This window comes from Thalassospira sp. A40-3 (genome assembly GCF_015871485.1).
In the GTDB taxonomy this organism is placed as follows: Bacteria; Pseudomonadota; Alphaproteobacteria; order Rhodospirillales; family Thalassospiraceae; genus Thalassospira; species Thalassospira tepidiphila.
Map to the genome: position 1 here is coordinate 4235074 of NZ_CP065428.1, position 24144 is coordinate 4259217.

22 protein-coding genes are annotated in these 24144 nt (G+C 55.8%); 20 read left to right on the forward strand and 2 right to left on the reverse strand.

From position 1 onward, the window contains the following. Positions 1–141: 141 nt before the first annotated feature. From miaB to IT893_RS19710, 20 genes are all read left to right on the forward strand, one after another. Entirely contained in the window at positions 142–1533 is a 1392-nt protein-coding gene (miaB, locus tag IT893_RS19615; RefSeq protein ID WP_197146373.1) for a tRNA (N6-isopentenyl adenosine(37)-C2)-methylthiotransferase MiaB, read from the forward strand. Further along, positions 1530–2633, forward strand: a complete 1104-nt coding sequence (locus tag IT893_RS19620) for a PhoH family protein (RefSeq protein ID WP_197146374.1) — start codon at positions 1530–1532, stop codon at positions 2631–2633. Before miaB ends, IT893_RS19620 begins: the two co-directional genes overlap by 4 nt. Further along, positions 2617–3207 carry an rRNA maturation RNase YbeY gene (ybeY, locus tag IT893_RS19625; RefSeq protein WP_197146375.1) on the forward strand — a complete coding sequence of 197 codons (591 nt, stop codon included), beginning with the start codon at positions 2617–2619 and terminating at the stop codon, positions 3205–3207. Before IT893_RS19620 ends, ybeY begins: the two co-directional genes overlap by 17 nt. An 87-nt stretch (positions 3208–3294) precedes the next feature. Continuing rightward, positions 3295–4236, forward strand: a complete 942-nt coding sequence (locus IT893_RS19630) for a hemolysin family protein (RefSeq protein WP_197147758.1) — start codon at positions 3295–3297, stop codon at positions 4234–4236. Next, positions 4229–5806 carry an apolipoprotein N-acyltransferase gene (gene lnt, locus IT893_RS19635; protein ID WP_197146376.1) on the forward strand — a complete coding sequence of 526 codons (1578 nt, stop codon included), beginning with the start codon at positions 4229–4231 and terminating at the stop codon, positions 5804–5806. The genes IT893_RS19630 and lnt overlap by 8 nt, the downstream gene beginning before the upstream one ends. Positions 5807–5917: 111 nt before the next feature. Further along, positions 5918–6388 carry a helix-turn-helix domain-containing protein gene (locus IT893_RS19640; RefSeq protein WP_008888859.1) on the forward strand — a complete coding sequence of 157 codons (471 nt, stop codon included), beginning with the start codon at positions 5918–5920 and terminating at the stop codon, positions 6386–6388. A 305-nt stretch (positions 6389–6693) separates the two neighbouring features. Beyond that, complete coding sequence (gene metK, locus IT893_RS19645; protein WP_197146377.1) at positions 6694–7866, forward strand: methionine adenosyltransferase; 1173 nt, start codon at positions 6694–6696, stop codon at positions 7864–7866. Positions 7867–8010: 144 nt separating this feature from the next. Continuing rightward, complete coding sequence (locus IT893_RS19650; protein ID WP_197146378.1) at positions 8011–8730, forward strand: tRNA (guanosine(46)-N(7))-methyltransferase TrmB; 720 nt, start codon at positions 8011–8013, stop codon at positions 8728–8730. Between the two features lie 471 nt (positions 8731–9201). Continuing rightward, complete coding sequence (gene rimP, locus IT893_RS19655) at positions 9202–9741, forward strand: ribosome maturation factor RimP (protein WP_120223817.1); 540 nt, start codon at positions 9202–9204, stop codon at positions 9739–9741. Positions 9742–9750: 9 nt separating this feature from the next. Next, positions 9751–11307, forward strand: a complete 1557-nt coding sequence (nusA, locus tag IT893_RS19660; protein WP_063086093.1) for a transcription termination factor NusA — start codon at positions 9751–9753, stop codon at positions 11305–11307. An 18-nt stretch (positions 11308–11325) separates the two neighbouring features. Then, positions 11326–11916: an RNA-binding protein gene (locus IT893_RS19665; protein ID WP_008888871.1), complete on the forward strand. Its 591-nt coding sequence runs from the start codon at positions 11326–11328 to the stop codon at positions 11914–11916. Positions 11917–11996: 80 nt separating this feature from the next. Then, positions 11997–14663 carry a translation initiation factor IF-2 gene (gene infB / locus IT893_RS19670; protein ID WP_063086823.1) on the forward strand — a complete coding sequence of 889 codons (2667 nt, stop codon included), beginning with the start codon at positions 11997–11999 and terminating at the stop codon, positions 14661–14663. 17 nt (positions 14664–14680) lie between these two features. Beyond that, positions 14681–15100 (forward strand): 30S ribosome-binding factor RbfA, encoded by a 420-nt coding sequence (gene rbfA, locus IT893_RS19675; protein WP_064780278.1) that lies wholly within the window; start codon positions 14681–14683, stop codon positions 15098–15100. Then, positions 15100–16026, forward strand: a complete 927-nt coding sequence (gene truB / locus IT893_RS19680) for a tRNA pseudouridine(55) synthase TruB (protein ID WP_064780279.1) — start codon at positions 15100–15102, stop codon at positions 16024–16026. Before rbfA ends, truB begins: the two co-directional genes overlap by 1 nt. 17 nt (positions 16027–16043) lie before the next feature. Further along, positions 16044–16313, forward strand: coding sequence for a 30S ribosomal protein S15 (rpsO, locus tag IT893_RS19685; protein WP_008888875.1), 270 nt, complete (start codon positions 16044–16046; stop codon positions 16311–16313). Between the two features lie 210 nt (positions 16314–16523). Continuing rightward, positions 16524–18647, forward strand: a complete 2124-nt coding sequence (gene pnp, locus IT893_RS19690; RefSeq protein ID WP_197146379.1) for a polyribonucleotide nucleotidyltransferase — start codon at positions 16524–16526, stop codon at positions 18645–18647. 99 nt (positions 18648–18746) lie between these two features. Then, positions 18747–20141 (forward strand): nitronate monooxygenase family protein, encoded by a 1395-nt coding sequence (locus IT893_RS19695; RefSeq protein ID WP_008888877.1) that lies wholly within the window; start codon positions 18747–18749, stop codon positions 20139–20141. Positions 20142–20330: 189 nt separating this feature from the next. Next, positions 20331–20771, forward strand: coding sequence for an iron response transcriptional regulator IrrA (gene irrA / locus IT893_RS19700; protein WP_063086087.1), 441 nt, complete (start codon positions 20331–20333; stop codon positions 20769–20771). A 218-nt stretch (positions 20772–20989) separates the two neighbouring features. After that, positions 20990–21424: a rubrerythrin family protein gene (locus IT893_RS19705; RefSeq protein WP_064787992.1), complete on the forward strand. Its 435-nt coding sequence runs from the start codon at positions 20990–20992 to the stop codon at positions 21422–21424. A 95-nt stretch (positions 21425–21519) separates the two neighbouring features. Continuing rightward, positions 21520–21804, forward strand: a complete 285-nt coding sequence (locus tag IT893_RS19710; protein WP_197146380.1) for a YciI family protein — start codon at positions 21520–21522, stop codon at positions 21802–21804. 44 nt (positions 21805–21848) lie between these two features. Here IT893_RS19710 and eutC read toward each other — a convergent pair whose 3' ends face one another. Both eutC and IT893_RS19720 read right to left on the reverse strand, forming a co-directional pair. Further along, positions 21849–22622 (reverse strand): ethanolamine ammonia-lyase subunit EutC, encoded by a 774-nt coding sequence (eutC, locus tag IT893_RS19715; protein WP_197146381.1) that lies wholly within the window; start codon positions 22620–22622, stop codon positions 21849–21851. Continuing rightward, positions 22623–24014, reverse strand: coding sequence for an ethanolamine ammonia-lyase subunit EutB (locus IT893_RS19720; RefSeq protein WP_197146382.1), 1392 nt, complete (start codon positions 24012–24014; stop codon positions 22623–22625). It abuts the gene before it with no gap. Positions 24015–24144: the final 130 nt, after the last annotated feature.

Consider the following 24144-nt stretch of genomic DNA (forward strand, 5'->3'; position numbering starts at 1 on the left):
TGTGAAATTCGGTTTCACCTGACCGGGATTTCAGATAACGAGATGTCCGAGGAGTTCCGATCACCGATTGTTCGGAACTCAGGCGCGGTGTGAGTGATCACACCGCTTTTCGGCGTTTTGAGAGAGCGAAACGGATCTGGCGTGACTGAACCGAAGAAACTTTTTGTAAAAACATATGGCTGTCAGATGAATGTCTATGACAGCCTGCGCATGCAGGATGTTCTGGCGCCGCTGGGTTACCAGCCGGTCGACAGCGCCGAGGGGGCCGATATGGTTATCCTCAATACCTGCCATATCCGCGAAAAGGCCGCCGAAAAGGTATTTTCTGATTTGGGCCGCGTGCGCAAGCACAAGGAAGCCAAGGAAGCCAATGGCGGCGACAAGATGATTGTCGCGGTTGCCGGCTGCGTCGCGCAGGCCGAAGGGGCCGAATTGATGAAGCGCGAACCGATGGTCGATATGGTGTTTGGTCCGCAGACCTACCATCGCCTGCCGGAAATGGTTGCGCGCGCCAATCGCGCAGTTGGCCGCAATCGCATCGTCGATACCGATTTCCCGGCCGAAGAAAAGTTTGATCATCTGCCAGAACAGGTTTCAAAACAGGGCTATTCAGCGTTTCTGGCCATTCAGGAAGGCTGTGACAAGTTCTGCACGTTCTGTGTTGTGCCTTATACCCGCGGGGCGGAATATTCGCGCCCCGGTGCCGATGTCATCCGCGAAGCCAAGCAACTTGTCGCCCATGGCACGCGCGAACTGACCCTTTTGGGGCAGAATGTGAATGCCTATCACGGCGAAGCACCAAATGGCGGGGAATGGACACTTGGCCGGTTACTGCGCGAGCTGGCTGAAATCGACGGGCTTGATCGCATTCGTTACACCACGTCGCATCCGCGCGATGTTGATGAGGATCTGATTTCGGCGCATCGCGATCTTAAGAAGCTGATGCCGTTCCTGCATTTGCCGGTACAGGCCGGGGGCGACCGCGTTTTGCAGGCGATGAACCGCAAACATACCAATGCGGATTACCGTGATATCGCAGCACGGCTTAAGGATGCCTGCCCTGATCTTGCGCTGTCTTCGGACTTTATCGTCGGCTTCCCCGGTGAATCCGACAAGGATTTCGAAGACACGATGGAAATCGTGCGCGACATCACTTTCATTCAGGCGTTTAGCTTCAAATACAGCCCGCGGCCGGGAACCCCGGCATCGGCGATGGAGCTGCAGGTGCCTGAAAGAGTCAAAACCGAACGGATCATGCGCCTGCAGGCGCTGCTGGCGGAACAGCAGTTGGTGTTCAACCAGAACAGTGTCGGCAAGGAGATGGATGTTCTTTTGGAACGCAGGGGCAAGTATGATGGCCAGTTGGTGGGCAAAAGCCCCTATATGCAGCCGGTTCATGTCAGCGGTTTGCCGGAATCAGCCCTAGGACAGATCGTTCGCTTGAAAATCACCGAAGCGCTGCCTAATTCCCTTGGCGGCGAACTGGTCGACGCCACCCGAAACGACCAGAAATCTGAAAGGAACGTTGCGTGAGCGGCACCCCCACGAAAAGCAAGACCAACACCAAAACCAAACACGCCCCCAAGGATTCCGATCAGATCGAGTTTCAGGACAACGCGATTGCGCAAGTGTTGTACGGCCCGCAGGCCGAAAACCTGACGCGTTTGTCTGAACGGACCGGTGTTCAGGTTTCAAGCCGCGGCCTTGTGGTGATGCTGGCCGGTGATCCGGCCAAGGTTGCACAGGCCAAAAAGGTTCTTGCGCAGCTTTATGCGCGCCTGCGTGATAAGGAAATCGATCATATCGATGTCGAAACGGTAGAAGGTGCGGTGCGTCTTTCCGAACCGGACGACACAGATCCCTGGAGCGGCCAGACCAAGGATATGTTTGGTGGATCGCGTCTGACGATCCAGACCAAAAAGCGTCGTATTTCGCCGCGCTCCAAACGCCAGAAGGACTATGTCGAGGCGATCCTTGATAACGAGCTGATCTTTGGCATCGGCCCGGCCGGTACCGGTAAGACCTATCTTGCGGTCGCGATGGCGGTGCAGGCGTTTATTTTGGGTCAGGTGGATCGTATTATTCTGTCGCGACCGGCGGTCGAAGCCGGTGAACGCCTTGGCTTCTTGCCGGGTGATCTGAAAGACAAGGTCGATCCGTATCTTCGCCCGCTTTATGACGCGCTGCATGACACGCTTCCGGGGGATGTGGTGATCAAGCGCATGGAAAGTGGCGAGATCGAAGTCGCCCCGCTGGCTTTCATGCGTGGTCGTACCCTTTCGCACGCCTTTGTCATTCTGGACGAGGCGCAAAACACCACCCCGATGCAGATGAAAATGTTCCTGACCCGTTTGGGCGAAGGGTCGCGCATGGTGGTGACCGGCGACATGACACAGATCGATTTGCCCGATGGCACGAAATCAGGTTTGCGAGATGCACTTGAAACCATTGGCGATGTCAAAGGCGTTGCCACGATCAAGTTCGATCAGCGCGATGTGGTGCGCCATCACCTTGTGACCAAGATTGTCCAGGCCTATGACGCGGCGGATGCCCTGCGTGATCGCCTGAAAAAGGGCTATCGCGGTGACAAGGACAGCGCAGCCAAGGATACGGGTGATGACGGCACCGCTTGAACTGGACCTTGAGGTCGAAGCGGGCGACTGGCATCAGGACGAGATCGCGGCCATCGAAGCGGCCGTGATCGCGGCCCTTGATGGTGCGCTTAGCGATGGTGCCCTTTGGGATGACAACGCGGTGCCGACCGACGGGACCGAAGATGAAGGCGATGGTGCATCGCTTTTATCGGTTGCCCCGGTGATCGAGATCGGGGTGCGTTTGTCAGATGATGCATCGGTTCAGATCCTCAACCGTGATTATCGCGACAAGGACAAACCAACCAATGTGTTGTCCTTTGCCGCCCTTGAAAGTGCCGAGGATGCCGATGCATTTATGATGGCGCCAGATATGCCCTTGATGCTGGGTGATATCGTGATTGCGCGCGAAACATGTGCGCTCGAAGCCATCGAACAGCAAAAGCCATTGAAAAATCATCTTGTTCATCTTGCCGTTCATGGCACGCTACATCTTGTCGGCTACGATCATATGGTTGATGATGAAGCCGAAGAGATGGAAGAGCTTGAACGTCAAATTCTTGCCGGACTTGGGATTGATGATCCCTACGAACCGATTGAAGATGAACCGGTTTAGTAGACCTGCACACGGTTTGTTTGAATTATAGGATGTCGAAACCGACCCATGAACGACTCTAGTCAACGCGACGACGACCACGAGAGTATGCGCCCTCGCACTGGCGAGGATACAATTCAGGACGCTGAAAACGGCTCCTTATGGGATAACGTGGCCTCGGCCCTGGGGTTCAAGCGGGGTAAGTCCCGCAACGGCGAAGCTTCGCTCAGCGATACGCTTGAAGAGCTCGCCGAGCGGACCGAACAGGATGAAGAGCCGGTCTCGCTGCACGAACGTTCCCTGTTTGAAAACATCATTGCACTTCGCGACATGACGGCAGAAGACGTCATGATTCCGCGCGCCGATATTGTGGCGGTTCCCAAGACCATCGCACTTGAAGAACTGGTCGAAGTGATGGTCAAGAAGGCCCATTCGCGGCTTCCGGTGTATGGCGATACCCTTGATGACATTGCCGGCATGGTGCACATCAAGGACGTGCTTGGCTGTGTTGCTGCTGGTCGGGAATTCAGCCTGCAGTCACTGTTGCGTCGGGTTTTGTTCGTGTCGCCGGCCATTCGGGTTCTTGATCTTCTGTCGGAAATGCGGCTGTCGCGTACGCATATGGCGCTTGTTGTTGATGAATTCGGCGGGATTGATGGCCTGATCACCATCGAGGATCTGGTGGAAGAAATCGTCGGCGAGATTGATGATGAGCACGATATCGACCAGACTCCCAAACTGATCCGCCTCTCGGATGGTTGTTATATCGCTGATGCCCGGTTCGAGGTCGAAGACCTTGAAGAAAAGCTGTCCTTCGGATTGCTTGACGAGGATGAAGACGAAGACATTGATACACTTGGTGGGCTTGTCTTCTCGTTGGCCGGGCGCGTTCCGGCGCGTGGGGAATTGATTGAACATCCAAGCGGTATTCAGTTCGAAGTTCTTGATGCCGATCCAAGGCGCATCCGTCGCCTGCGTATTCATATGATACGCCGGGAGGATGAAGGTCCCGCCGCAGCCATCGAAAATCAGGAAAAAGCGGATGATTGAGGCCATGGCGCGCCGACTTGCCGGTCTTTCGGGCTGGCGCAGGCGTCTTGTGTGGTTGTTGTCCGGTGCGGTGGCGGTTTTGGCGCTGCCGCCTTTCTTTATAATCCCTGTTTTACCAATTTGCTTTGCGGTTTTGCTCTGGAGCCTTGAGGGTGTCCGCTGCAACAAGGGGGCGCTTTCGGCGGGCTGGTGGTTTGGCACCGGCCATTTTGCCGCAGGATTTTATTGGGTCAGTCACGCCTTTCTGGTGCAGCCCGAAATCTATGGCTGGATGATTCCGTTTGCCCTTTTGGGGCTTGGCGGCGGATTGGCGGTTTTTCCGATGCTGGCCGTTTGGGCGAGCTGGCGTTTGGGGAGTGGCGTGATCCGGCATGCAGTGTTGCTGGCCGTTTTCTGGGCGGTGGTGGAATATCTGCGCGGTCATATCCTGACAGGCTTTCCATGGAACCTTTTGGGCCATGTTTGGGCCATTGATGCGGCCCCCATGCAGTTTGCCTCGGTTGTCGGGGTTTATGGCCTTTCCCTTGTCACAGCCCTTTTTGCAACCTTGCCTGCGGCCTTTGTTGCCGGAAGATCCGGCAAGATAGCAGCCCTTGGCGGGATCATGATTGCGGTGGCCCTTTGGGGTGGCGGTGCGGTGCGCCTGATGATGGTCGGGCCCGCAGAGACCGAAGTTGCCCTTTCAGAGTTGCCAGCCGATGTGCCGATTTTGCAAATTGTTCAGCCCAATATCCCCCAACGGGAAAAATGGCTGCCCGAACTGCAAAACCAGCATTTCTCGCTGCTGCTTGATATGTCGCGCCGACCGGAAACCCTGCGTCCGGATCAAAAACGCATCGTGATCTGGCCGGAAACGGCCGCGACCTTTTTTGTTGAGACCCAGACAGAGGCCCGTATGCAAATGGCCGGTGTGTTGGGGCCTGAAGACATCCTGATTACCGGGGCACCTCGGACCTATCCGCGTGACACGGATGAATACAAGGTCTGGAACGCCATTCAGGTAATCGATGCCACCGGTCATATTGTCGCCAGCTTTGACAAGTTTCATCTGGTGCCATTTGGTGAATATGTACCGTTCAGATCCATCCTGCCATTCCCGAAACTGACAGCAGGCCGGACCGATTTCTCTGCCGGACCGGGGCCGCAGACCTTGTCTGTCAACGGGATGCCGGGTTTCTCTCCGCTGATTTGCTATGAGGTTATCTTCCCGGGAGCGGTGATTGATGACGATCATCAACCCGACTGGCTCTTAAATGTCACCAATGACGGGTGGTTTGGGCGCAGCGCAGGCCCATATCAACATATGGCCGCAGCCCGTTTTCGCACCATCGAGGAGGGTCGCCCCCTCGTAAGGGCAGCCTATACCGGGGTATCGGTTGTCTTCGATGCCTACGGGCGCAAGCTTACAGACTTGGGTTTAGGAGAGAGGGGAATCTTGGTGCACCCCCTTTCGAGTAACAAAAACCATACAACAGTATATTATTTGTGGCGTGACTTGCTATTTTACGGTATTGTTACCTTCTTTGCCGTTCTCGCTATGGGATATAAACGCAACGCAAAATCCCTCTAGGCGGCTGAAAATTTTGCCAAACCGTCCAGAAATTGTCCCTCAAAACAAGGACGGATAGGCCGGAGTGAGAGAAGGAACTGCCATAAAATGTCGCCTAAGGATGAAACTAAGATGGTAAAGAACACACGCGGTCGGGGCCGTGGCCGGACCGCAAGTGGTGCTCCAAATCCTGTCGATATTCACGTTGGTGCGCGTGTTCGCTTGCGCAGGACTCTTCTTGGCATGAGCCAGGAGAAGCTTGGTGAAGCGATCGGCCTGACATTCCAGCAAGTACAGAAGTATGAGCGTGGTGCCAACCGCGTTGGTGCATCGCGTCTGTACGACCTGTCGCGGGTTCTTGAAGTGCCTGTATCATTCTTCTTTGACGACATGCCCGACGAGATTTCGTCGAAATCGGTGCATGAACGTCGGGAAATGTCGGAAAGTCCGGACCCGTTTGACAACGATCCGATGAACCGTCGCGAGACGCTTGAACTGGTGCGTGCCTACTACCGGATTACCGATCCGAACCAGCGCAAGAAAATCTTTGAACTCGTCAAATCGATGGGTGCATTGCAGGGCACTGATTCCGATCAGAAATAGTCGGTTTGACCGATGGTTTTGGGCAAAAGACGTATTTCACAGACCGTGAATTACGTCTTTGTCTTTTGAGCACGACCGCCCCGGATGCACTGCCATCGGGATTACGGTTTTGCGTCAATGATGCTTGACCTTCAAATAGCGATCGGGCACAACCGACGAGACAGTTCGACCCGGACTGACATTGTGGACGGATTTGGACCGCTTGCCACCACACAAAAAAAGGCTAAGTGGGCGCTATCGATACGGCCTCGTATCGGGAGCCCTCCGGTCCAGTTTTGGAAACCCATTACCGGAGAAGGTCTTATATGTCTCTTTCCGATTATCTATTTACCAGTGAATCCGTCTCGGAAGGTCATCCGGACAAAGTCTGTGACCGCATTTCCGATTCCATCGTTGATGCTTTTCTTGCTGCGGATGAAGATTCGCGCGTTGCCGTCGAAACCCTTGCCACCACCAACCGTGTGGTTCTGGCAGGCGAAGTTCGCGGTCCTGAAAGCGTGACCAAAGAGGTCATGATCGAAAAGGCCCGTCAGGCAATCCGTGAAATCGGTTACGAGCAGGATGGCTTCCACTGGAAGACGGCCGAGATCGAATGCCATGTGCATGAACAGTCTTCTGATATCGCGCAGGGCGTTGACTCCGCTGGTGAAAAAGACCTTGGCGCTGGTGACCAGGGCATCATGTTTGGTTACGCTTGTAACGAAACCGATGAACTGATGCCGGCCCCGATCCAGTTTTCGCATCGTATCCTGCGCGCCATGGCCGCTGACCGCCACTCCGGCAAGGTGCCGCAGTTCGGCCCGGATGCCAAAAGCCAGGTAACCCTGCGCTATGCTGCAGGCAAGCCGGTTGCGGCAACTTCGGTTGTTGTATCAACCCAGCATGCCGACGGCCTTTCGCAGCGCGATGTTCATGAGCTGGTTATGCCCTATATCGAAGCAGCCCTTCCGCAAGGTTGGATGCCGCCGGCTGATGAAATCTACATCAACCCGACAGGCCGTTTCGTGATTGGTGGTCCTGATGGTGATGCCGGCCTTACCGGTCGTAAGATCATCGTCGATACCTATGGTGGTGCGGCCCCGCATGGCGGCGGCGCGTTTTCGGGTAAGGATCCAACCAAGGTTGACCGTTCGGCTGCCTATGCTGCGCGTTATCTTGCGAAAAACGTTGTTGCGGCTGGTCTTGCCGAGAAATGCACCATTCAGCTTGCCTATGCGATTGGCGTTTCCAAGCCGCTGGCGCTGTACGTTAACAACCATGACACCGGCAATGTTGACGAACTGAAGCTTGGTGACGTTCTGCGTCAGCTGATGGATCTCAGCCCGCGTGGCATTCGTGAGCATCTGTCGCTGTGCCGTCCGATCTACACGCCGTCTTCTGCTTATGGTCACTTTGGCCGTCAGCCGACCGACGATGGTGGCTTCTCCTGGGAGCGCACCGATCTGGTCAGCGACCTGAAATCGGCATTTGGTGCCTGATTGACAGAAAGCGCGTTAAAAAGTGCGATTTGCCAAAATCGCATGACGTGATAAGAGGCGGGCGGCCCGGACATTTCGGGCCGCCCGTTTTGATTTTCAGTTCGCCTGACCCGCAAATTCCGACCCTGATCGACAGAAACGACCATGCGCAACAAAGACCGTCCGCTTCCGACCCCTGATCGACCGAATTTCTATGGCCGACGCGGCAGCCGTCCGCTTAAGGATTCTCGCAAGGCTCTTGTGGATGCCATGCTGCCAAAGATCGGGATTACCTATCCCGAGGCAGCTGGGGTCGATCCCAACAGCTATTTCGATGGCACGCCCGAACAGCTGTGGCTTGAAATCGGCTTTGGCGGCGGGGAGCATCTGGCAGGTCAGGCCGAGGCCAATCCGACGGTGGGGATTATTGGTGCTGAGCCGTTTATGGACGGGGTTGGTAGCCTGCTGCGCCATCTTGATGAGCGTAATCTGACCAATGTGCGCGTGGTGGCCGATGATTCGCGCCCGCTGCTTTATAAGCTGATTGATGCCTGTTTTGATCGGGCCTTTTTGCTGTTTCCCGATCCCTGGCCGAAGAAGCGCCACGCCGAGCGCCGCTTTATCGGGCCCAAGAATCTTGCGCTGCTTGCCCGTCTTCTGAAAGACGGGGCCGAGTTCCGGGTCGCCAGTGACGATATGCAGTATATTTCCTGGACGTTGCAGCACATGCATAACCATCCGGACTTCGAATGGCTGGCCGAAGGCCCGGATGATTGGCGTACGCCGCCAAGCGATTGGGTCAAAACCCGCTATGAGCAAAAGGCGCTACGTCAGGGCAAGAAGTGCAACTATCTCCGGTTCCGCCGTAAGCCACGTCAGTCCTGATCCTTGCCTGCTTTGGATTCTGTCTGACGGGAGTCGGCAGGTTCAGGGCAGAGCTGCGATTCCGGCATGACCGGGTGATCACGGCGTCCTGACTTTACTGTTTCATGAAGATAGGCAAAGCATGTTCGTCCCGACGGTTTGGATGTGTATGAGGTATCTATGCGCCCCAAACATGTTTTGTCCGGTGCCTTCGAACGAGACAAAAGTCAGGCTGTGCAGGCGTTTGCCGGGTTGGCAGCGCACAGTGTCCGCCGGGCTATCGGGTGCGGGTGTTTTGATGTCGTCTGTGATGCATGTCCGCGGTTTGCTGTCACGGGCGGAATCCTTAGGTTGAATGGCATCGGCAGCCGGTATCCTGACTTGATTTTTGCGTAAACCGGCTGTATAAGGCCGCCAAGCTTTTTGTAAATTCTGACAAAGAGTGGGCCCTGCGCCCGCTCTTTTGTGCTTTTTGGGGTATGGCATCGCTTTATGGCTGAGCTGATTGGACAACAGTTAAAAGACCCGTTGATGGCGAAAATCGTTGAGATTATCGAGCCGTCAATCAACGCGCTGGGCTTTGAGCTGGTTCGGGTTTCGATGACAGGTCAGGACCATAACATCCTGCAGATCATGGCAGATCGCCCGGGTGCGAAAGGCAGCATCAACGTTGAAGATTGCGCCCAAATCAGCCGTACGGTTTCTGCCCTGATGGATGTCGAGGACCCGATTTCAGGTGCCTATCACCTTGAAGTCAGTTCCCCGGGTATCGACCGCCCGCTGACCCGTGCCGCGCATTTCGACGTGTGGAAGGGATTTGAGGCAAAGGTCGAACTGGTGATGGCCAAGGATGGTCGTCGCCGTTTCAGCGGTGTGCTGGATGGGATTGAAGATAATGCGGTCGCCCTGATTGTAGATGGCGAACGTGTCTTGTTGCCGTTGGCCGATATCGCAAAAGCGAAATTGGTCCTGACAGATGAATTGATCGCGCACGTCACCGGCGACCGCCGGAATGACGATAACGCAGAATAGAGGTTGGATATGGAAGCAACTTCGGGAATGCCGCGGCCGGAACTTTTGCAGGTCGCAGATGCCGTTGCCCGTGAAAAGGGCATTGATCGTGACGAGGTTCTCGGTGCTATGGAGCAGGCCATCCAGAAGGCCGGCCGTTCCAGATATGGTCACGAGCATGACATTCGTGCCCATATCGACCGCAAAACCGGCGAAATCAAACTCGCTCGTTACATCGAAGTCACCGATGAAATCGAAAACGATTTCACCCAGATGTCGCTCGAACAGGCACGTATTCGTGACGAGAACATCAATCTTGGTGAATTCCTGATTGATCCGCTGCCGCCGATTGATTTTGGTCGTATTGCTGCCCAGACCGCGAAACAGGTCATCGTGCAGAAAGTGCGCGACGCAGAACGCGAACGCCAGTACGAGGAATACAAGGACCGTGCCGACGAAGTTATCAACGGCGTCGTCAAGCGTGTCGAGTTTGGCAACGTTCTTGTTGATATCGGTCGTGCCGAAGCCATCCTGCGCCGCGAAGAACTGATCCCGCGTGAGACGGTTCGTCAGGGTGACCGGGTACGTGCCCTTATCCTTGATGTCCGTCGTGAACAGCGTGGTCCGCAGATCTTCCTGTCGCGTACCCACCCGACCTTCATGGCAAAACTGTTTGCCCAGGAAGTACCGGAAATCTACGACGGCATTATCGAAATCAAATCGGTTGCCCGTGACCCGGGTTCGCGCGCGAAAATTTCGGTTCTGTCTTCGGACAGCTCGATTGACCCGGTCGGTGCCTGCGTTGGTATGCGCGGTTCGCGCGTCCAGGCCGTTGTTGCCGAACTTCAGGGCGAAAAAATCGACATCATCCAGTGGTCGGAAGATCCGGCAACCTTTGTTGTGAACGCTTTGGCCCCGGCCGAAGTCACCAAGGTTGTGATTGATGAAGAAACCAACCGTATCGAAGTCGTCGTTCCGGACGATCAGCTGAGTCTTGCCATTGGCCGTCGTGGTCAGAATGTGCGTCTGGCGTCCCAGCTGACCGGTTGGGATATCGATATTCTGACCGAGGAAGACGAAAGCGAACGTCGTCAGGAAGAAGCACGCAAGCGTGCGGAAATGTTCATCAAGGCGCTTGATGTTGACGAAGTTATCGCCCATCTCCTGGTCGCCGAAGGCTTCACCTCGATCGAGGAAGTCGGTTACGTGCCGCTGGCAGAACTGGCCGAGATCGAAGGTTTCGAAGAAGAAATCGCCGAAGAGCTGCGCAACCGCGCACGCACCTTCCTTGCCGAAGAGGCCGAGCGTCTTCAGAAACGTCGCGAAGAGCTTAAGGTTGCCGATGATCTGGTTGAATTCCCGGGTCTGTCGCTGGCTGTTGTTGTTCGCCTTGGTGAAAACGACGTCAAAAACCTTGAAGATTTCGCGGATCTCGCCAGTGACGAGCTGATCGAATATGTCGGGGATGCCGATTCCATTACCATGGATCAGGCCAACGACATGATCATGGAAGCCCGTCGCAAGCTTGGCTGGTTCGAAGGTCTTGAAGAAGAGACCGAAGAATCCGCGGAAAGCGAAGAGGCCTAAGGCCGATCGGAGGATGCCATGTCGCATCGTAAAGGCGGCAAGGTAGCCGAGGTTCCGGAACGCCGGTGCATTGTCACCGGCGAAGTCCGGCACAAGGAAGATCTTCTCAGGGTTGTGATCGGGCCGGATGGTTCGGTTGTTCCCGACCTTGAGGAACGGCTGCCGGGACGGGGATTATGGTTGTGCCCGTCGCGGGATGTGGTAAATACCGCCTGTGCAAAGAACGCCTTTGCCCGGGCGGCCCGACAAAAAGTCGTGGTCGACACCGCACTTGCAGACCGGATCGAAGAGCTGCTGACGCGCAAATGCATCGATCTGTTGTCGCTGGCGCGGCGTGCAGGACAGGCTGTTGCAGGATTTGAAAAGGCCCGTGCCCAGATTGCCGAGGGCGCAGCCTTAGTATTGGCGGCACGCGATGGTGCCGCAGACGGAAAATCAAAGATCGAGGCCAAGGCCCGGGATCTGCCGATTTATTCCGTTCTGGATGCTGCTGAAATCGGCGCGGCCTTTGGTCGCGAAAAAGCAGTACATGTGGCCGTTGCGCCAGGAGGCCTTGCCAATCGGTTGGGGCGTTCGTGCAAACGGCTTGAAGGATTTCGCGCTGTCTGAGATCAGATGAGCGCCAGACGGACAGGACAGGATCGGCGTATGTGCCCGATCCCGCAGGAAATGAGGAAGTTGAACGGATTATGAGTGATCGCGATCAGGAGAAGAAACCGCTGAGCCTCAACAGATCGAAGCTTGAATTGAGCAAGACGGTCGAGGCAGGGCAGGTTCGTCAAAACTTCTCGCATGGACGGTCAAAATCTGTGACCGTCGAAGTGCGCAAGAAGCGTACATTCGAAAAGAACGAATCCGGTCGCTTCCGTGAGGTGAAGAAGGATCTCGTTGAAGAACAGTCCCCGGCAGCAGAAAAGCCGGCACCGGAAGCAAAAAAAGAGCCGGTTGAAGAGCCGAAACCGCGTCCGGCGGTTGATGATCATGGCAATCTGACCGACAGCGAACGCGCTGCCCGTATGGCTGCTTTGAAGGCTGCTGAAGAGCGCCGCAAGCAGGATGAGGCGGATGCGGAAATCCGCGCCCGCGAAGAAGCTGCGCGCAAGGCCGAGGAAGAAGCACGCAAGGCAGAAGAAGCCAAGGCTGCTGCCGAAGCCAAACAGGAAGAAGCACCTGCTGCGTCTGAAAACGACTCTCCTTCGGTGGAAGAAGTCGAACAGCGCCTTGCCGCTTCGACGGCAAAAGGCAAGACTTCCAAGCCGAAACCGGCTGCCAAACCGAAGGCCGAAGAAACCGTTATTCAGGGCGAACCCGCAGAGCCGCTGGTCCCCGAAGAACGTCGTCGTTCCGCGCCGGCAGATGGCAAATCCAAAAGCCGCAAGGAAATTGACGAGGAAAATGCCCGCGTGGCAGCCCGCAAACGTGCCGAAGAAGAAGCCGGCCGTGCGGCGCGCACCAAGGGTGACGAAGGCCGTCGTCGTGGCAAACTTTCGATCAATAATGCAATGAGCGGTGACGAAGGTGGTCGCCGTCGTTCCATGGCATCGATCAAACGCCAGCAGGCCAAAGCCAAAGCGCGTGCCCAGGGCCCGCAAAAACCGAAGGAAAAAGTCGTGCGTGATGTGGTAATCCCGGACGTTATTACTGTCCAGGAACTGGCCAACCGTATGGCTGAACGTGCCGCAGACGTGATCAAGACCCTGATGAGTCTTGGCGTCATGGCAACGATTAACCAGTCGCTTGATCCGGATACCGCACAGCTCGTGGTCGAAGAATTCGGTCACAACGTCAAACGTGTATCTGATGCCGACGTTGAAGAGTCACTGGTCAGCGTAGATGACAATGACGCGAAGCTCGTTGGTCGTCCGCCGGTCGTGACCGTGATGGGCCACGTTGACCACGGTAAAACCTCGTTGCTTGATGCGCTGCGCTCCACCGATGTTGCCGGTGGCGAGGCTGGCGGTATTACCCAGCATATCGGTGCATATCAGGTCACCATGGCAACCGGTGCTAAGATCACCTTCATCGATACTCCGGGCCACGCCGCATTCACCGAAATGCGTTCGCGCGGTGCGAAAGTTACCGATATCGTGGTTCTGGTTGTTGCAGCCGATGACTCGGTCATGCCGCAGACCATCGAGGCAATCAGCCACGCGAAAGCGGCTGGCGTTCCGATGATTGTTGCCATCAACAAAATCGACAAGCCGGGTGCAAATCCGAGCAAGGTGAAAACCGAACTTCTTCAGCACGAAGTTGTGGTCGAGGAAATGGGTGGTGACGTTCAGGCCGTTGAAGTATCGGCCAAACAGCGCACCGGTCTGACCGAACTTGAAGAAGCCATTCTGCTGCAGTCCGAGGTTCTTGACCTTAAAGCCAACCCGGAACGCGTTGCCGATGGTGTTGTTGTTGAAGCCCGTATGGAAAAAGGTCGCGGTCCGGTTGCGACCGTTCTGGTCCAGCGTGGCACCCTGCGTACCGGTGACATCTTTGTCACGGGTCCGGAATGGGGTCGTGTCCGTGCCCTGATCGATGATCACGGCAACCGTGTCGCAGAAGCCATTCCGGGTATGCCGGTCGAGGTGAACGGTCTGAACGGGGTACCGTCTGCCGGTGACGACTTTGTGGTTGTTGAAAACGAAGCCAAGGCACGTGAAGTTTCTGACTTCCGTCAGCGCCGTATTCGTGAAACCCAGGCCGCTGCAATGAAGAAATCAGCGCTTGAGAACATGTTCTCGCAGAGCGGTGACCTCAAAGAACTGCCGATCGTCATCAAGGGTGACGTGCAGGGTTCTGTCGAAGCACTTATCGGCACCTTGCAGAAACTTGGTAACGAGGAAGTCTCGGTCCGCGTTCTGCATAGCGGTGTTGGTGGTATCAACGAATCCGACGTCACACTGGCGCGTGCATCCAATGCACTGATCATCGGCTTTAACGTGCGTGCAAACCAGCAGGCCCGTGAACAGTCGCGCCGTGACAACGTTGATATTCGTTACTATTCGATCATTTACGATGTTGCAGATGACATCAAAAAGATGCTGTCGGGCATGCTGTCTCCGGAAGTTCGCGAGAAGTTCCTGGGCTATGCGGAAATCCGCGACGTCTTTACGATTTCCGGCAACAAGATCGCCGGTTGCATGGTCACCGAGGGTATCGTCAAACGTGGCGCAGGCGTCCGCCTGCTGCGCGACAACGTTGTCATTCACTCTGGCGAACTTTCGACGCTCCGTCGCTTCAAGGACGAAGTCAAGGAAGTCCGCGAGGGCTATGAATGCGGCATGTCGTTCGCCAAATATAACGATATCCAGTCGGGCGATGTGATCGAGTGCTTCGAGAACGAGGAAATTGCCGTCGAACTGTAAGACGGTGAGGAACTGAAATGGCGAAGCAACCAGCCAAAGCACCAAGTCAGCGACAGCTCCGCGTGGCGGAAGAAATCCGCCAGGCGCTGTCGCAGGCATTGGAGCGTGGAGACATTTACGATCCGGATCTGACACGGCGCCCGGTAACCATTACGGGTGTCAATCTTTCACCGGATATGCGCAATGCCATGGTATCTTTCACCCCGCTTGGCGGCGGAGAGGCAGAAACGTCGATGAAGGCGTTGATGCGTCAGAAAGGTCACCTGCGCAGTCATGTGGCCAACACGGTGCACATGAAATATGTGCCTGCATTGCGATTTGTCGAAGACAAGAGTTTTGATGTCGCTGACCATATTGGTGCCCTGCTGCGCGACCCGCATGTTGCGCAGGATCTTGTGGATGACCGGTCGGGCGACCCGGAAGATGAGGACGACTGATGGCGCGTCGCCGTCGCGGTAAAAGCATTAATGGCTGGCTGGCGGTGGACAAGCCCCTGGAGATCACGTCATCAACCGTGGTCAATCAGGTGCGTCGTCTGCTTGATGCCAACAAGGCCGGACATGGCGGGACACTTGACCCGCTGGCGTCTGGCGTTCTGCCAATTGCCTTTGGCGAAGCAACCAAAACGGTTGCATATGTCATGGATGGCAGCAAAAGTTATCGCGTAACGTTGAAATTCGGCGAAGCGCGCAGTACGGACGATGCCGAAGGCGAGGTTATTGAAACCTCCGACCATCGTCCGACGGAAGACGAAATCAAGGCTGTGCTGGGTGAATTCATCGGTGAAATCCAGCAGGTGCCGCCAAAATTTTCGGCGATCAAGGTCAATGGCAAGCGTGCCTATGACCTTGCGCGCCGCGATGAAGATGTGGTGTTGCAGCCACGTCCGATTCTGATCAAGGATCTTCGACTGGTCGACATGCCAGATCGCGATCACGCCGTGTTTGACGTTGTGTCAGGCAAGGGCGCGTATATGCGATCTTTGGCGCGCGATATCGCGCTGCGCCTAGGCACTGTGGGCTATATCGCCGCGCTTCGCCGGACTTCGGCGGGGCCGTTTTCGGAAGGGAACGCCATTCCCCTGCAGGAACTGCTGGATATGGACCCGGACGAGGTGATGAAGAAACTGCTTCCGGTTGAGACCGCGCTGGACGACATCCCGGCGCTGGCCCTGACCGAAGTCGAGGCGCAACGCCTTTCCTCTGGCCAGCCTGTCGGGCTGTTGCCGGTGGCAAAGCGCAATGCCCTTGAAAACCCCGTCGTGCAGGACGAAATCGTCTGTGCCATGCTCCATGACCGCGCTGTTGCGTTGGCTGAGATCACTGGTGGCGAAATTCGACCTGTGCGTGTTTTTAATCTCTAAAGGCGAAAGGATGCCTGATGTCGATTACTGCTGAACGCAAAGCTGAGCTGATCAAGGAATACGGTCAGAAAGACGGTGACACCGGTTCCCCCGAAGTCCAGGTTGCTATCCTGACTGAACGGATCAAGAACCTCACCGAGCACATGAAAGAACATAACCACGACTTCCACAGCCGTCGTGGTCTTCTCATGATGGTTGGTCAGCGTCGTCGTCTGCTGAAGTACCTGCAGCGCAAAGACCAGTCGCGTTACGAGAGCGTCATTGAACGCCTCGGTATTCGCCGCTGATATCGAACTGCGGCGGAGGGTGACCTCCGCCGTCGTTTTTTTTATTGTTCCGGCGGATCGGAACACGAGAAGCAGGGTCGGATGGGCCGACCCGATGCTTACGCCGGACCCATTACTCATGGCGCTGTCATGTAAGCCTCATGAGTAATGTGTTCGGAACTCGTGTACACTTTCGGGTCCGCCAGAGGTTTGTAAGAGGAAGAGAAAATAATGTTTAATGTCGTCCGTAAGGAAATGCAGTGGGGCAATGCCAAACTGGTTCTCGAAACCGGTAAAATCGCCCGTCAGGCAGATGGTGCCGTCAAGGTTACCTACGGTGAAACCGTTGTCCTGTGTACTGCTGTTGGCGCCAAACAGCCGCGCCCGGATGTCGACTTTTTCCCGCTGACGGTTAACTACCAGGAAAAAGCATTTGCCGCTGGCAAAATCCCGGGTGGCTTCTTCAAACGTGAAGGCCGCCCGTCTGAGAAAGAAACCCTTGTTTCGCGTCTGATCGACCGTCCGATCCGTCCGTTGTTCCACCCGCAGTACCGCAACGACACCCAGATCGTTTGTACCGTTCTGTCGCACGATATGGAAAACGATCCGGACGTGGTTGCCATGATCGGTACCTCGGCGGCCCTGACCATTTCCGGTCTGCCGTTCCTCGGCCCGATCGGCGCTGCCCGCGTTGGTTACAAGGATGGTGAATACCTGCTCAACCCGTCGACCGAAGCGGTCAAGGAAAGCGATCTGGATCTGGTTGTTGCCGGTACCCGTGATGGCGTGATGATGGTTGAATCCGAAGCATCCGAGCTGTCCGAAGAAATCATGCTTGGCGCCGTGAAGTTCGGTCACGAACAGTTCCAGGGCGTTCTCGACCTGATCATTGATCTGGCCGAAGAAGCAGCCAAAGAGCCGCGTGACGTTGCAGAACTTCCGGAAGGCTACGACGCACTGGTCGAAAAAGTTGCTGCGCTGGGCACCGAAAGCCTGACCGCTGCTTATGCACATGTTGTCAAACAGGAGCGTTCGGCTGCTGTTTCTGCTGCCAAGGCAGACATCGTCGAGAAACTTGGCGACGAAGTTCCCGATGCGCTGAAAGGCAAAGTTTCCTCGATCATCAAGGATCTGGAAAAAGACATCGTTCGCGGTGCGATCCTGAAAACCGGCAAGCGTATCGATGGTCGTACCGGTGCCGACGTTCGTCCGATCATGGGCGAAGTTTCGGTTCTGCCGCGTTCGCACGGCTCCTCGATCTTCACCCGTGGTGAAACCCAGGCACTGGCTGTTGTTACCCTTGGTACCGGTCAGGACGAGCAGATCGTTGACGCGCTGGACGGTGAATACCGTGAAAGCTTCATGCTGCATTACAACTTCCCGCCCTACTCGGTTGGTGAAGCTGGCCGCATGGGTTCGCCGGGCCGTCGTGAAATCGGTCACGGTAAACTGGCATGGCGTGCCCTGCACCCGCTGATGCCGGGCAAGGATGCCTTCCCGTACACCACCCGTATCGTTTCCGAAGTCACCGAATCAAACGGTTCTTCCTCGATGGCAACCGTTTGCGCAAGCTCGCTTGCGATGATGGATGCCGGTGTTCCGCTGGCACGCCCGGTTGCGGGTATCGCCATGGGCCTGATCAAGGAAGCCGAAGATTTCGCAGTTCTGTCCGACATCATGGGTGATGAAGATCACCTTGGTGACATGGACTTCAAGGTTGCTGGTACCGAAAACGGCATTACCTCGCTGCAGATGGACATCAAGATCACCTCGGTAACCCCGGACATCATGCAGATCGCCCTGAAGCAGGCCCGCGATGGTCGTCTGCACATTCTTGGTGAAATGGCCAAAGCCCTTCCGGAAGCACGTGGTGAAGTTTCGGGTAACGCCCCGACCATCACCCAGTTCTCGATCCCGAAAGACAAAATTCGTGATGTCATCGGTTCGGGCGGTAAGGTCATTCGCGAAATCTGCGAAGAGACCGGTGCAAAGGTTGATATTGAAGATGATGGTTCGATCACTGTCGCACATACCGACGGTGCAAAAGGCAAGCAGGCCGTGGATTGGATCAAATCCATCGTTGCGGAACCTGAATTGAATCATATCTATGATGGTAAGGTCGTTAAGGCTGTCGATTTCGGCGCATTCGTGAACTTCTTTGGTGCGCGTGACGGTCTGGTTCACATTTCCGAACTGGCACCTGAGCGTGTCAAACAGGTTTCGGACATCGTGAAAGAAGGCGACCAGGTTAAGGTCAAAGTCATCGGTTTCGATGATCGCGGCAAAATCAAACTGTCGATGAAACGTGTTGACCAGGAAACCGGTGCCGACCTCGACGCAGGCGACGCCGAATAAAGCAAACGGGATGCCGGACGACGATAAAAACGCGACGTCGTCCGGCACTCTGCGCGATGCCATAGCATCGCGGGCAAAGGCCGAATGGGAGAGACGAATTTGAAAGCCCTTAAACCGCTCGTCATGTCGGGTAAAGAAGTCTTGCCAGTTATCGAAGGTGGCAAAGGCGTTGCTGTATCGACGGGTAAAAGTTCCGGCGCATGGGCTGCTGCCGGTGGTATCGGGACTTTTTCCGCTGTGAATGCCGATTCTTATGATGAGAACGGCAATCTGGTCCCGATCGAATATGCAGGAAAAACCCGCAGTGACCGCCATCAGGAACTGATTGCCTACGGCATTCGTGGTGGTATTGCACAAGCACAGATCGCACATGAAATGCGGAACGGCGAAGGCCGTCTGCACATGAACGTATTGTGGGAAATGGGCGGTGCCGAACCGATCCTTCACGGCGTTCTTGAAGGTGCCAAAGGCCTGATCCACGGGGTAACCTGTGGTGCCGGCATGCCCTACAAGATTGCTCAGATTTCTGCGCAATACGGCGTTCACTATTATCCGATTGTCTCGTCAGCCCGTGCTTTCCGCGCATTGTGGCTGCGGGCCTATAAAAAGACCCCGGAATGGCTGGGTGGCGTGGTTTACGAAGATCCGTGGCGCGCTGGTGGTCATAATGGTCTGTCGAATTCCGAAGATCCGCTTGTGCCCGAGGATCCGTTCCCGCGTGTTGCAGCCCTTCGTGAATTCATGAACTCCGTTGGTCTGAATGATGTTCCGATCATCATGGCAGGCGGTGTCTGGTTCCTGCGTGATTTCGAAGACTGGATCGACAATCCCGAAGTGGCCCCGGTGGCCTTCCAGTTCGGGACTCGTCCGCTTCTGACACAGGAAAGCGAGATTTCCGACGAATGGAAACAGCGCCTGACCAGTCTTAAGAATGGTGACGTGTCGCTGCATAAATTCAGCCCGACTGGTTTCTATAGCTCGGCTGTGCGCAATGCGTTCCTTGAAGATCTGCATCAGCGTTCTGATCGTCAGGTACGCTATTCACGTACCGCCGAGGCGGATCTGCATGTCGGTATTCCGCTGGGCCGTCGTGGTCGTCCGATCTATGTGCGTGAAGACGATGCCGACAAGGTCAAGGCTTGGCTTGAAGCTGGCTATACCGAAGGCATGCCGACCCCGGATGACACCATGGTGTTTGTCACCCCGGAAAGCGCACTGACGATCAAGAAAGACCAGATCGACTGCATGGGGTGCCTGTCACAGTGCCAGTTCTCCAACTGGGAACAGCATGAAGGCACCACTGGCAAACGTGCTGACCCGCGTTCCTTCTGTATCCAGAAGACGCTCCAGAGCATTGCCCATGGCGCCAAAGTCGAAAATGAACTGATGTTTGCCGGTCACAATGCCTACAAGTTTGGCGAAGACCCGTTCTACGCCAACGGCAATATTCCGACTGTGAAGGAACTGGTCGACCGCATCATGACGGGCGATTGATCCTGACGTCAGACCAAATAAAAAAGGGCCGGTTTTTACCGGCCCTTTTTGTTTGTTTTTCGCAGTATTTCATCCCGCGATTATAGTTGATCAAAATCAAAGAACAACGCGTCCGGGTTCTTTAGTCTGTCCCCAGCATTCATTAGGGCCATTATGATTTTGGCCCGACCACGACAAAGGGGCAAAGCTATGGGACATACATCGCGTCCATATACCAACGCGCTTAACCGGCTCAAGGATGCCAATCTGCGTCCGACGCGTCAGCGTCTGGCACTGGCACGTTTGCTGTTTGATGACGGCCATCGTCATGTCACAGCAGAACAGCTGCATTCCGAAGCCATGAGCAACAATATCAAGGTATCGCTGGCAACGGTTTACAACACCCTGCACCAGTTCACCGATGCGCGCCTTCTCAATGAAATCGTGATTGATTCGGGTCGGTCCTATTTCGATACCAACACCGAACCGCATTACCATTTCTATTGCGAAGAAGACGGCATGCTGTCCGACATTCCGGCAGGTGACGTCAAGATCGCCAACATTCCGAACATGCCCAACGGCACGGAACTGGCATCGGTTGATCTGGTATTCCGACTGCGTCGCAACCAGGCGGCGAAGGACGCAGCCTAAGACATCGCGCGGCCGTTATTTGCGCAAGCCTTGCGCAGGTGACAGGCAGATGAAATCTGACACCTGATCAGTGCAATTGCCCCTGCTCTGCTTGACGGTGGCGGATTTCACGACACATAAAGGGCGGCAAGACCACTTGGTTTTGCCGCCTTAATTTTTGCGACTTTGGCTCATACAACAACGCTGTATTGGGCGAACAATAACAAGGAACAGCGCACATGGCGCTTAAGGGAACACGTACCGAGGCAAACCTGCGCGCGGCCTTTGCCGCCGAGGCACAAACCAATCGTCGTTATCTTTACTTTGCCCAGCAGGCCGACATCGAAGGCTATACCGAGGCAGCAGAACTGTTTCGCACGGCGGCCGAGGCCGAAACCGGCCATGCATTCGGCCATCTGGAATTTCTTGAAACGGCTGGCGATCCGTTGACTGGCAAAGAACTGGGCACCACCCGCCTGAACCTTGAAGCGGCCATCGCACAGGAAAAGGACGAGGCCGAAACGGCCTATCCGGAAATGGCCCGTATTGCGCGCGAAGAGGGCTTAGAAGATATCGCTGCATGGTTTGAAAGCCTGGCCCGCGTGGAAGCCGCCCATGCAGATCGTATCGAACGTCTTCTTACCCGGATGGGGAGCAAAACGGACGGTGCATAAAGCTGCTTGATCCCCAAAATGTGATTTGTGATCAGCGTCGAAACGCCGGATTGTGCGCAACCCAAACCCTTAGACTCTAACAGGGAAAATCAGCAATGTTTGTTGTCTCGCTGAACTACAAGGTTCCGCTTGAACAGGTCAATGCGCATATTGACGACCATATCGCGTGGCTAAAGCAGGCCTATGCCAAGGGCATGTTTCTGGCATCCGGGCGCAAGATACCGCGCGATGGCGGGGTTATCCTTGCCAAGGGGGATCGTGCTGCACTGGAAGATGAACTGACCCGCGATCCGTTCCATCAACATGACCTGGCCGATTACCACATCACGGAATTTGATCCGGTGATGGTGGCAGACGGTCTTGAGGCGCTTAAGGGCTGATGGCAAACAAGGGGCCTGTCTTAGCGCCCCGCCGCCCCGCGTGCCTAGCCTTCAATCAGCTCGGGATTGGATGAGTTGTCCTTAAGCGCCACACCCGACAGACCCATCTTGCGCGATTCGACCATCAGATAAGCGATCTTTTTCGCGGCCTTTTCCGGGTTTAATCCCGCCGGGCGAATGTTGGAAACACAGTTGCGATCTGCGTTCGACCGTCCGCGCCTTGGCCCCCAGGTCAGATAGCAGCCAAGCGAATCCGCACTCGAAAGCCCCGGGCGTTCGCCGATCAGCATCACGGTCAGCTTGGTGCCCAGTGCTGCACCAATTTCATCGCCCAGTCCGACACGTGACTGGGTGGCCAGTGTGATCGGGGCGACCGACCAGCTTTCCCCCAAGTGATCAAGGATCAGCTTTAAGGTATTGGCTGCATGGTCATGGGTCGCGCGGGCAGACAAGCCATCGGCCAGAATGAACGCAACGTCATAGTCCCCGGCATGCTTGCCAAGTGCTGTAACAGAGTCTTCGTCCAGCAATCGGCCAAGATCGGGTCGCTGCAAATAGGTCGGTCGATCCGGTGCGGCCGAATGGACATCAAGGATCCTGTGATCAAGCCCATCAAGCTGGTCGCGCACGGAGTTGGGTTCAAAGGCCATATGCACCGAATCCCGGGCGCGTGCATGTGCCATCTGGAATTCAAGCAACCTTTCGGTCGGCAACCCGTCGCCGACCCGGCCAAGGCCGATACGGGCATCTGTGTGGGCACGAAGCGTGTTCCAGGGATCAAGGCCGCTCGGGATTTTCTTGTTGGTCAGATTGCTCATTTAAGCGGCCCCCGACCATGCCAGAAGGTTTTGCGCTGCCTGCCCGTCAAGTTGTGGGCGGGTGCGACCATGCTGATCAAGGATTTCCATCTTGCGCAGCCAGGCGGCAAATTCAGGGGCCGGTTGCAGACCCAGCACAGAACGCAGATACATCGCATCATGGAAGCTTGTGCTTTGGTAATTGAGCATGATGTCATCCGCGCCCGGGACGCCAATGACGAAGTTACAGCCAGCAACTCCCAGCAGGGTCAGCAGGTTGTCCATGTCATCCTGATCGGCCTCGGCATGGTTGGTATAGCAAACATCACACCCCATCGGTACGCCAAGCAACTTGCCACAGAAATGGTCCTCGAGCCCGGCACGGGTGATTTGCTTGCCATCAAACAGATATTCCGGACCGATGAAGCCGACCACCGTATTGACGAGAAGCGGCGAATATTTGCGCGCGACAGCATAGGCACGGGCCTCGACAGTTTGCTGATCAATGCCTTCGTGGGCATCTGCCGAAAGCGCAGCCCCCTGCCCGGTTTCAAAATACATGACATTGTGGCCGACTGTGCCGCGCTTAAGCCCCTTGGCGGCGTCTTCGGCCTCGGCCAGCATGGCCTGGGTGATGCCAAAGCTTTCATTGGCCTTTTGCGTGCCGGCGATGGATTGGAAGACCAGATCAACCGGGGCATTGCGCGCCATCACATCAATTGCCGTGGTGACATGGGCCAAAACGCAGGACTGGGTCGGGATGTCGATCCGTTCGCGAACTTCGTCAATCAGTTTGAGAAGCTCGATCATGGCTTCGGGGCTGTCGGTGGCCGGGTTGATGCCAATCACCGCATCGCCGCTGCCATGCATCAGACCGTCAAGGATCGAGGCCGCAACACCGGCTGGATCATCGGTCGGATGATTGGGTTGCAGACGGACTGATAGATGGCCGGGCAGGCCGATCGTATTGCGAAAGGCCGTGACCACATGGCATTTTTTGGCAACCGCGATCAGGTCCTGATTGCGCATCAGTTTTGATACCGCCGCGACCATTTCCGGCGTCAGCCCGGGGGCCAGATGTTTAAGTGCTTCGGGGGTTGCATCGTCGGTCAGAAGCCAGTTGCGAAAATCACCAACGGTCATCGAGGATACCGGTGCAAAGGCATCTGCATCATGATCATCAATAATCATGCGCGTGACGTCGTCATCCTCGTAAGGGACCAGTGCCTCGCTCAGAAACTGTTTGAGTGGCACATCGGCCAGCGCAAAGCGCGCCGCCACCCGTTCTTCATCCGAGCTTGCCGCAAGCCCCGCCAGCAAATCGCCGGACCGAAGCGGGCTTGCCTTTGCCAACAGGGTTTTCAGGTCGGGAAAGGTAAAGCGTTCAAAACTGAATGGCGCGCCGGTGTGCAAGTTCTGCCTCCTGAAGCATGAAAGACATCGCCAGAGATTTTTGCCCCTGTCCGCAAAGGAAAACAGCGCCAAACATGACGCTGTTGCGATGCATGATCATCATTTGTCCATGGAACCAGAAAATGCCTCA